Annotated in this window: 11 protein-coding genes and 1 other annotated feature; all 11 genes read right to left on the bottom strand. The window is 42.4% G+C overall.

Annotated elements, in window-relative coordinates; genetic code table 11:
* Nucleotides 1–51 precede the first annotated feature (51 nt).
* Complete coding sequence (locus AC0VYC_RS07480; protein WP_024720322.1) at nt 52–1,380, bottom strand: uracil-xanthine permease family protein; 1,329 nt, start codon at nt 1,378–1,380, stop codon at nt 52–54.
* Nucleotides 1,381–1,535: 155 nt separating this feature from the next.
* Entirely contained in the window at nt 1,536–2,078 is a 543-nt protein-coding gene (gene pyrR, locus AC0VYC_RS07475; RefSeq protein ID WP_007499718.1) for a bifunctional pyr operon transcriptional regulator/uracil phosphoribosyltransferase PyrR, read from the bottom strand.
* A gap of 170 nt (nt 2,079–2,248) precedes the next feature.
* Nucleotides 2,249–3,163, bottom strand: a complete 915-nt coding sequence (locus AC0VYC_RS07470; RefSeq protein WP_007499719.1) for an RluA family pseudouridine synthase — start codon at nt 3,161–3,163, stop codon at nt 2,249–2,251.
* Nucleotides 3,160–3,627 (bottom strand): signal peptidase II, encoded by a 468-nt coding sequence (gene lspA / locus AC0VYC_RS07465; protein ID WP_008344942.1) that lies wholly within the window; start codon nt 3,625–3,627, stop codon nt 3,160–3,162. Before lspA ends, AC0VYC_RS07470 begins: the two co-directional genes overlap by 4 nt.
* Nucleotides 3,628–3,721: 94 nt before the next feature.
* Nucleotides 3,722–4,096, bottom strand: coding sequence for a TraR/DksA family transcriptional regulator (locus AC0VYC_RS07460; protein ID WP_008344944.1), 375 nt, complete (start codon nt 4,094–4,096; stop codon nt 3,722–3,724).
* A gap of 160 nt (nt 4,097–4,256) precedes the next feature.
* Entirely contained in the window at nt 4,257–7,022 is a 2,766-nt protein-coding gene (gene ileS, locus AC0VYC_RS07455) for an isoleucine--tRNA ligase (RefSeq protein ID WP_327855513.1), read from the bottom strand.
* A 59-nt stretch (nt 7,023–7,081) separates the two neighbouring features.
* Nucleotides 7,082–7,319: a binding site (T-box leader), on the bottom strand.
* 59 nt (nt 7,320–7,378) lie between these two features.
* Entirely contained in the window at nt 7,379–7,873 is a 495-nt protein-coding gene (locus tag AC0VYC_RS07450) for a DivIVA domain-containing protein (RefSeq protein ID WP_008344947.1), read from the bottom strand.
* A gap of 26 nt (nt 7,874–7,899) precedes the next feature.
* Nucleotides 7,900–8,676, bottom strand: a complete 777-nt coding sequence (locus tag AC0VYC_RS07445; RefSeq protein ID WP_057079575.1) for a YlmH family RNA-binding protein — start codon at nt 8,674–8,676, stop codon at nt 7,900–7,902.
* 54 nt (nt 8,677–8,730) lie between these two features.
* Nucleotides 8,731–9,012 carry a YggT family protein gene (locus tag AC0VYC_RS07440; RefSeq protein ID WP_268416689.1) on the bottom strand — a complete coding sequence of 94 codons (282 nt, stop codon included), beginning with the start codon at nt 9,010–9,012 and terminating at the stop codon, nt 8,731–8,733.
* Nucleotides 9,013–9,018: 6 nt separating this feature from the next.
* Nucleotides 9,019–9,477 carry a cell division protein SepF gene (sepF, locus tag AC0VYC_RS07435; protein ID WP_017359354.1) on the bottom strand — a complete coding sequence of 153 codons (459 nt, stop codon included), beginning with the start codon at nt 9,475–9,477 and terminating at the stop codon, nt 9,019–9,021.
* A 1-nt stretch (nt 9,478) separates the two neighbouring features.
* Nucleotides 9,479–10,168, bottom strand: a complete 690-nt coding sequence (locus AC0VYC_RS07430; protein ID WP_026050091.1) for a YggS family pyridoxal phosphate-dependent enzyme — start codon at nt 10,166–10,168, stop codon at nt 9,479–9,481.
* Between the last annotated feature and the right edge of the window lies 1 nt (nt 10,169).

The raw sequence follows: 10,169 nt of genomic DNA, 5'->3' as shown, positions 1-10,169 counted from the left end.
GAAGCAGGGGTGCTTTCGCACGTTCTGCTCCGTTTAGAACCCTTGTCAGCCTCACTGGACTTCTTTTAAAAGGTTTTCGGTATTCGATTCATTTGACTCATCATCTTCTGCCTTCTGATGCGGCAGAATCATGTTTAACAGGACGCCAGTAATGGCAGCGAGTGCCATTCCTGACAGCGTCAGATTGATTTGTTTCACCTCAATGAATGCCCCGCCAATTCCAATGACTAAGATGACTGATGCGATAATGAGATTTCGCTTTTCTTCAAAGTTCACTTTATGATCAATCAGGATTCGCAGTCCGCTTGAGGCTATGATTCCAAAGAGCAGGAACGAAACGCCCCCCATAACCGCGGATGGTACTGTACTGATTAATGCTGAAATTTTCCCAACAAAGCCGAAGCAGATCGCAAACACCGCTGCTCCGCCGATAACGAAGATACTGAACACTCTTGTGATCGCAAGGACGCCAATGTTCTCTCCATAAGTCGTTGTTGGAGGTCCGCCGATGAGTGAAGCGAAGATTGTCGCCGCACTGTCTCCTAAAATGGAGCGATGAAGACCTGGCTTTTTAATAAAATCTTGTCCAACAACTTTGCTTAACACGACTTGATGGCCGATGTGCTCAGACATGGTCACAAAGGCAACCGGCACCATCACTGTGAGAATGCTTAAGGTCACAGCAGGTGTATAGTCGACAAATGGCACAACAAAGTCTGGTACAGCAAACCATTTTGCGTCAATGACTGGCTGGAAGTTCACAATACCTTGTGTTAAAGCAAAAAGGTAGCCGCTGATAATGCCGATTAAGACTGGAATCAAGCTAAGGAATCCTCTTAGGAAAATCATACTAATAATGGTGACAGCGAGCGTGAAACCTGCAACCATTAAGTGCTTCAGGCTGTAAACAAGCTCCTTTGCATTTGGATCCACGTACATCGCCATGTTAACAGCTGTTCCAGCGAGTCCGAGTCCGATGACCATAATGACGGGTCCTACAACGACAGGCGGCAGAAGCTTCATTAGCCAGCCTGTGCCGAGCCATTTGATAAATAATGCAATGAGTGCATATGCCACACCCGCCATAAAGGCACCTACCATTGCGGCTCCAGGGCCGCCGGTGGCTTTTACATTCAAGATAGGGGCGATAAAGGCAAAGGACGATCCAAGATACGCCGGAATTTGCCCTCTTGTGATGATTAAGTACACAATGGTTCCAACCCCGCTTGAGATGAGCGCAACGGCTGGGCTCATATCAATGATCTTTGGTACAAGAATGGTTGCACCAAACATGGCAAACAAGTGCTGCAGGCTGAGTGACAGCCATGTGAACGGTTTTGGGATATCTCGAATGCCTAAATTGGCTTTTTGCTGACTCATGATTTTCCTCCTAGATGTGTCCTTTTTCATTAAAAAAGCCTCTTTGCGAGTATGCGCAAAGAGGCCTAGAAAAACCGTACACGTCACTTTAGTCGTGTGCTCGGTGTCTCTGTTATTGCCCTCTTTGCAAACTCTCTGGAATGCATTTAAAAAGGTTATTTTTCATATATAGCGACAAGGTCGTTTTGATCTACTTCATTAAGCTGAACCATGACTGTCTCTGCTTTTGATGTCGGGATGTTTTTTCCGATATAATCTGCCCGAATCGGCAGCTCCCGGTGTCCCCGGTCGACTAGAACAGCCAGCTGAATGGAAGATGGTCTTCCTACATCCACAAGCGCATCCATAGCTGCTCTCACCGTTCTACCTGTGAACAGAACATCATCCACAACAATGAGTGTTTTGTCATTAATGTCAGCTGGAATGTCTGCACCCTTGACAAGCGGGTCTTGATTCTCTGTCTTTTTTGTCAGGTCATCACGGTATAGCGTAATATCCAGTTCACCCACAGTCACGGGGTTTCCTTCTATTTGCTCGATGCGCTCTGCAAGGCGCTTTGCAAGATGAATACCTCTTGTCTTGATCCCGGCCAGGATGACATCCTTCATCCCTTTGTTGCGCTCAATCATTTCATGTGCAATACGGGTAAGCGCTCGTCTTATCGCTTGTTCATCAAGAATAACTGCTTTTTGTTCCATCTTTTACACCTCTTTTTGACAAATAAAAAGCCCCTTCTGCAAAGGGCAGAGAGGGGCACTCATTTGTGCATACTCGTGCACAAATTGATCCGTTATCCTTCTCAGCCTCTCTGGACTGTTTTAAAGAATCTCAATTTCTTCGTTTATTATTTCAAAAAAAGAACGGCCTGTCAATCGTTATTTCTTAATGAATCGATAAAGCCCCGCATATCAGCTGGAATTGGAGCTGTAAACTCCATATATTCTCCTGTTCTAGGGTGATCAAATCCTAACACGCCTGCATGCAGCAGTTGTCCATTGAAATCAACAGTTTTTCTCGGGCCATATTTTGGATCTCCTGCAAGCGGATAGCCAATGTATTTCATATGAACACGAATTTGGTGGGTTCTTCCTGTTTCAAGGCGGCATTCTACAACGGTAAAGTCTTTAAAGCGCTCCATCACATCAAAATGAGTGACCGCCTGCTTTGCATTTTCTTTTGTGACCGTCATGCTTTGGCGATCTTTTTTGTCTCGACCAATTGGTGCATCAATCGTTCCAGTATCATGCTGAATGATGCCATGAACAACGGCTGTGTATTTTCTAGTGACCGTTTTCGCCACCAGCTGATTGACGAGTGATTCATGCGCCATATCATTTTTTGCGACCATTAAAAGCCCTGACGTATCTTTATCAATCCGGTGGACAATTCCTGGTCTCATCACACCATTAATGCCTGACAAATCATTGCAATGAGCCATGAGGCCATTAACAAGAGTACCTGTCACATGTCCTGGTGCTGGATGAACGACCATTCCTCTTGGTTTATTGACCACTAGTACATCTTCATCCTCATAATAAATATCAAGATCCATTGATTCCGCTTCTACATCTAGTGCTTCTGGATCTGGAATCTCTACTTTGATTTGATCTCCAGCTTGTACTTTATAATTGGCCTTCACTTGTTTTCCATTTACTTCGATGAGCCCATCTTTCACCCACTGCTGGACTTGGGTTCTTGACCATTCTGGTTCAGTTGTGCTTAAAAATTTATCAAGCCGTTCACTCGTTTGTTCTTCTGAAACGGCAATGTTTACTTGATTCATGTAGTTGACTCCTTATTTTTCTTTCCATCTAACAGCATTTGAATAAAGAGCAGAATGACCCCCACACATAGAGAGGAATCTGCGATATTAAAGATTGGATAATGATAATCCCCAAATACGAAATGAGCAAAATCAACCACTTCTTGACGGAAAATACGGTCAATAAAGTTTCCAATCGCTCCGCCAAGCATTAAGGCAAGCGCTACGCCAAGTAGCTTGTCCTTTTGTCCATGTTTTTGCAAATAATAAACAATTCCTGCAATAACAACGAGTGTGATCACATAGAAAAACCACATTTGTCCTTGGAGAATCCCCCATGCGGCTCCTGAATTTCGGTGGGATGTGATGTAAAAGAAGCCATCAATCACAGGAATAGAATCACCGAGCATCATATGTTTGACAATGAGCCATTTTGTTAATTGATCTAAACAAATTATCACGAATGCGATTATGTAATAGAACACACACGTTCCTCCATCTTCATACTTTGGTCTTTAAGCATTTTATCAAGAAAACAGGAAGGAGTAAAGAAACTTTAGTTGACAGACAAAAACCTCCCTACATGTGGAAGGCTTCAAAATGAGAATCGTTTGATTCATAAGGATAAGGGGTGAATGCTTTTTTCTCGTATTGCTTATGATATAAAAAGTCGTCAGTCGTACGAGCAGTCGGAAGAATACTCATTTGTTCAATAGGCATTGTATGCCCTGTCGCCTCGCATATGCCATAAGTTCCTTGTTCAATTTTTGCAATCGCGAGCGAAACATCTTGCAGTTCTTCTTTGATGTGATAAAGAAGCGTGGTCGTTTTTGCTTGATCGAACGTGACATGTTCAGCGGGTGAACGCAATGATGCATATTCAAACAGTTTCGATTGCAGTTCTTCTCTCATTTGAAGGAGTTCCATGTAAATCGTCTCTAGATCGCCATTCATGTCGCTGTTTCAACTCCTGCCCTGTCGTGATAATCATATTGTTGCCCCGCCTGTTCACTTTAAAGCCATAAGATTTTTCCTTTCGTTCTAAACGCTGTCATTTTCTCTATATCAAAAACGCCCCGCTATATGCGGGGCGCTAGTTGGTGATATCACGCTGTTAATTCTGGTAATATTTCTCCACGATTTCAGCATTTTTGAGTGACAATGTTGGGTATTTTGGATTTGCGCCAACATCTTTTGAAATAATGCGGGAACGTTCGCACAGTTCGCCTTCTGCTTTTTGAACAACAATACGTCCTGATGTGTATTCAGGCGCTGATGCGTCTGCATGCTTCTCATCTTCTACTGTTAACTCAGAAATGATAAAGAGTTGCTTCACATCTTCTTTAATGGATGCAAGAAGGTTTTTCACTTCCTCTGTTGCATAAAGGGTCACACTCGCTTCAAGTGAACGTCCGATGACTTTCTCATTACGCGCAATTTCCAGCGCTTTTAGCACATCGTCACGTACTTCCATAAAGCGGTCAAACTTCACTTCTGTCGCTTCTGCTTGAGGAACAGCTACACCTTCTGGCATATCTGTTAACTGAACACTTGGCTCTTCAACAAAGCTTAAGTGGCTCCACAATTCATCTGCTGTATGCGGAAGAATTGGTGCTGTCAACTTCACTAACGCCATTAATGTTTCATAGAAAACCGTTTGCATGCTACGGCGGTCTGGATGATCCGCATGCTCAATGTATACCACATCTTTTGCAAAATCGAGATAGAAAGAGCTAAGCTCAATCGTACAGAAATTGTGGATGGCATGATAGACAACCGCAAATTCGTAATCATCATATGCTTTTTTCACTTTATCAATCAATTTGTTTAATTTGATTAAGATATATTGATCCACTTCGCGAAGCTCTTCGACTGGTACTGCATTGACTGCTGGATCAAAGTCAAACAGGTTACCATGCAAGAAGCGGAACGTGTTACGGATTTTACGATAAACTTCTGCGACTTGTTTTAAAATGTCGTCAGACACTGGATGATCGGCTTGATAGTTGACAGAAGATACCCAAAGTCTAAGAATTTCCGCACCAAGCTGCTTCGCCACTTTCGTCGGATCAATCGTATTGCCTAATGATTTACTCATCTTGCGTCCTTCTTTATCAAGCGTAAAGCCATGGCTGAGAACACCTTTATATGGCGCTTTTCCAGTGACAGCAACTGCTGTAGATAAAGATGAGTTAAACCAGCCGCGATATTGATCAGAACCTTCAAGGTAAAGGTCTGCCGGACGAGCGAGGTCATCTCGTTCTTCTAATACCGCTTGGTGAGAAGAACCAGAATCAAACCATACATCCATGATATCTTGCTCTTTTGTAAATTCACCGTTCGGGCTGCCTGGATGTGTAAAGCCTTCAGGCAATAATTCTTTTGCTTCTTTTTCAAACCAAATATTCGAGCCATGTTCTCTAAATAATTGAGAGACGTGCTGAATCGTTTCATCTGTGATGATTGGCTCACCATTTTCAGCATAGAAGACTGGGATTGGAACGCCCCATACACGCTGTCTTGAAATGCACCAGTCACCTCTGTCACGCACCATATTGAACAGGCGCGTTTCGCCCCAAGCTGGAACCCATTTCGTTTCTTTAATATTATCTAATAGTGCTTCTCTGAAATCTTTAATGGAAGCAAACCACTGAGCAGTTGCACGATAAATTGTTGGTTTTTTCGTTCTCCAGTCATGCGGATAGGAGTGCGTGATAAAGTCGAGCTTTTTCAATGCGCCTTTTGCTTCAAGCTGTTCTGTGATGGCTTTATTGGCATCCTCATAGAATAGTCCTTCAAAACCAGGTGCTTCTTCTGTCATCACACCTTTTTCATCTACTGGACATAACACATCAAGACCGTACTTCATACTTACGATAAAGTCATCTTCCCCGTGACCTGGCGCTGTGTGAACACAGCCTGTTCCTGCATCTGTTGTGACGTGATCGCCAAGCATCACTAGAGAATCTCTATCGTAAATTGGATGTGCTGCAACGACCTTATCTAATTCTTTACCTTTTAAGGTTTTCACAACTTCGTACTCTTCAAATCCAAGTGTTTTTGCCACTTGTTCAACTAGCTCAGATGCGACAACATATCGCTCAGCACCCACTTGAAGCACACTGTACTCTAGGTTTGGATGTACACAAATGCCAAGGTTTGCAGGAAGTGTCCAAGGTGTTGTTGTCCAGATGATGAACTGCTCGCCGTTTTCAAGTACGCCTTTGCCATCTTTCACTTTAAATGATACGTAAATCGATGGTGAACGTTTGTCCTTGTATTCAATTTCTGCTTCAGCAAGTGCTGATTCACTTGAAGGAGACCAGTTAACAGGCTTAAGACCTTTGTAAATATAGCCTCTTTTCGCCATTTCACCAAAGACAAGAATTTGCTGCGCTTCGTATTCAGGCTTCAATGTCACATATGGATTATCCCAGTCTGCTCTTACGCCCAAACGTTTAAACTGATTGCGCTGACCTTCGATTTGTTTCCAAGCATACTCCTCACATAGTTTACGGAATTCTGCTGTCGACATTTCTTTGCGTTTGACTTTTTTATTTTTCGTAAGGGCTGTTTCAATCGGTAAGCCATGTGTATCCCAGCCCGGTACGTACGGTGCATGGAATCCATTCATTGATTTAAAACGGACAATAAAATCTTTGAGGATTTTATTGAGTGCGTGCCCCATATGAATGTCACCATTCGCATATGGAGGTCCATCATGCAAAATAAAGGTCGGGCGTCCTTTTGTCCGCTCTAAAACCATTTGATAGATGTCTTTTTCTGCCCACTCCTCTTGGATTTCAGGCTCTTTGTTCGGCAAGTTCCCTCTCATCGGGAATTCTGTTTTTGGCATTAATAAGGTGTCTTTGTAGTTCATACCTATTCCTCCACATGCAAATTCGTATTAAAAAACAATAAAAAAAGCCCTCTCATCCCATAAGGGACGAGAAGGCTTGTCTCGCGGTACCACCCTTTTAGACAAGCGCTTTGAAATTGCCGCTTATCCACTCTAAAATCGTAACGTGATCTGACGCCTTTTCTTACTCATTCATTTCAGAAAAGGAACTAAAGGGGTGATCTCATTGCAGCGTTTCGTAATGTCAGGCTTCCACCGTCCCTGATTCGCTTTATTACGCATGTAACCGCTGCGAGTGTCCCTTTCAAACGTTTATCTCTTGTTAATTTATGATGGTATTATATGCAACATGAGCACGTCATGTCAAGGTGATGCGTTTATTCTTTTTCGTCAAAGACAGCATCAACTTCATATTCCAGCAAATGATCCCAATCATCATTTTTCAGAAGATCAAGCTGAGCTTCGATGAGCATTTGGAAACGAGTTCTAAAGACTTTCGACTGTTTCTTGAGCTCTTCGATTTCCATTGCAATCTTTCTTGATTTTGATAACGCTTCGTTGATAATACGGTCTGCATTTTTCTCAGCTTCACGAATGATCAATTTCGCTTCTTTATCAGAATGACGCTTCACGTCTTCTGCTGCTTCTTGCGCCACAAGAATGGATTTGTTTAATGTTTCTTCAATTGTTGCAAAATGGCCTAGTCTTTCATCAAGCTCGTTGACTTTGTCTTCAAGCTCGTTCTTTTTGCGAAGTACGATCTCGTAATCTTTACGTACTTGGCTTAAAAACTCATTTACTTCATCTTCGTCATAGCCGCGAAAACTTTTTGTGAACGTTTTATTATGAATATCATTAGGTGTTAATGGCAATCTTGCCACCTCCAGATTCAAATTCGTTATGTCAGAAGCTCAAATGTTACTTTGAATTTATCTTTTTTCGTCTTCCCATCAATTGTTTTTAAGCTAAAGCGGCCAAATCCCCTGACAGAGAGCTGATCACCTTCACCAATTGTAAAGGAAGGGTCTTCAGTGACTTTCCAGTTTACTTTGACAAGACCATTTTTGACCAAAAGCTGTGCTTTTTGCCGAGACTGACGGCTGACAGCAGCACATACAGCGTCAAGCCGCAGTGAAGAAATCGTATCTTCTTTGATATCGGTTTTGCTGATGACTGGCTGAAGATCTGCCTTGCTGATTTCCTCTAATGAAACAGATGCTCTGCCGACATGCGTCAGCTGAGCCCGAACAAAATCGGCAACATCGCTTGTACAAATAAATTGCACGTTGTCCTCTGAAAACAACAAATCACCGAATTTTTGACGCTTCAGGCCTGTCCCAATGAGCGAACCGAGAAGGTTGGGGTGTTCTATCGAAATAAACTTTTTCGCATAGTTCACCTGAAAATAAGTCAGTTCAAAATCCTGTATGGTCGGTGCTAAATAGTCAGGATAGATCAAAGCCCTTTTCCGCTCCGCTTCCTCATAACCGCCAAAAAACATGAGACCCAGTTCATCAGAATGCTGAATCACGGACTGGGTAATGAACTGCTCACGCGGATCAAGAAAGTCTGTTAATTTCATTCGATATTGTTCGAGTGCGATGTTTTTCCAGCCTAATACTTGGTCGACAAATGGCTGTTCGTCTTTTCTAAAATGTTGATAAATATCGCTCATTTTGTTCCCCTTTTATGTAAAAGAGCCTGGCAGATGCCAAGCCCGGCAGCCTGTTTACATGAATCGTACAATCATATTATAAAGACCAGTTAGCCCATAATCTGAAGCGAAACGGATCACAAGCAATGCCACAATCGGCGAGATGTCAATCATTCCAATTGGCGGTATAATTTTACGAAATGGCTCTAAATATGGTTCACAAATGTTTGCCAAAAAACGGCCGACCTTTGTTTCTCTGGTAGCTGGCACCCATGACATAAAAATGTAAATAATGATACAGAATAGATAAAGCGTCAATACGCTTTGTAAGGTTTTAAAGATAAGATAGAGAGTCACTTTATTTTACCACCTCTGAGGTTCTTCCTCTGTCAATAGCTCTGATATTGTGCCAGATACATCCACATTATCAGGAGTGCAGAGGAATATATTCGAGCCAATACGCTGAATGTCTCCACCGATTGCATAAACCGTTCCGCTTAAGAAGTCGATGATTCGCTTTGCTTGATCGTGCTGAATGCGCTGCAAATTGACGACGACTGCACGCCGATTTTTAATATGATCTGCAATCTCTTGAGCCTCTGCATAAACACGCGGCTCACTTAACACCACTTTAGAGGATTTTTGCACGCTTTGCAAGCTGACGACATTTTGTTTTCCTGCCTGAGGACGCTCTTGAAATGCCGCTTTATCTTTTGTGTTTTTTTCTTCTTGTGCTGGTTCTCTTTCTTCATCAATATATTCGTACTCATACTCTTCATCATCGAGTGTGAAGAAGCTTTTAAACTTATTTTTTATGCTCATGTCACGCACCTCCTGTTTCATTTCCAACAAGTGAAGAGCCAATCCGAACAAATGTCGCACCTTCTTCAATTGCGATTTCAAAATCGTTTGACATGCCCATCGATAAATGCTGACAAGGTGCATTTACTTGGTTCAGTTGTTTTACCTCTTGTTGAAGGCTTTTTAATGTTTTAAAACAGTTTCGTATCACAGTATGATCATCTGTAAATGGAGCCATCGTCATGAGTCCAGCAATTTCAATATGTTTGAAATCAGCGAGCTGTTTGACAAATGGAATCACGTCTTCGCTTTGTAAGCCGTGTTTTGACTCCTCAAGTGATGTGTTCACCTGTACAAAACAGCGAACCGTGTGATCCGCTCTTTTTTCAATTTCATTCGCAAGGGACATTCTGTCTAGCGAATGTAAGTAATCAATGGTCTGAATGACAGATTTCACTTTTCGCGTCTGTAAACTGCCGATGAAGTGCCAGCTAATGTTTTCATCGGTTATGGCTGCCTGTTTTTCAAGTAACCCTTGGTCACGATTTTCACCAAAGTGCAAAATTCCGGCATCCTTTGCTTCTAATGCTCGTTCAATCGAGACATACTTTGTGACAGCGACAACCGATACATCGTCTGGATGTCTACCTGCTCTTTTACATGCTTCGTTGATTTGTTCATTTATTTGTCTGAGATTCTCTCGTACATTCAAT

The organism is Bacillus sp. iso_77 (genome assembly GCF_056173625.1).
Note: the sequence above shows the minus strand (reverse complement) of the source record. Positions and strands in the feature narration are given on the sequence as shown.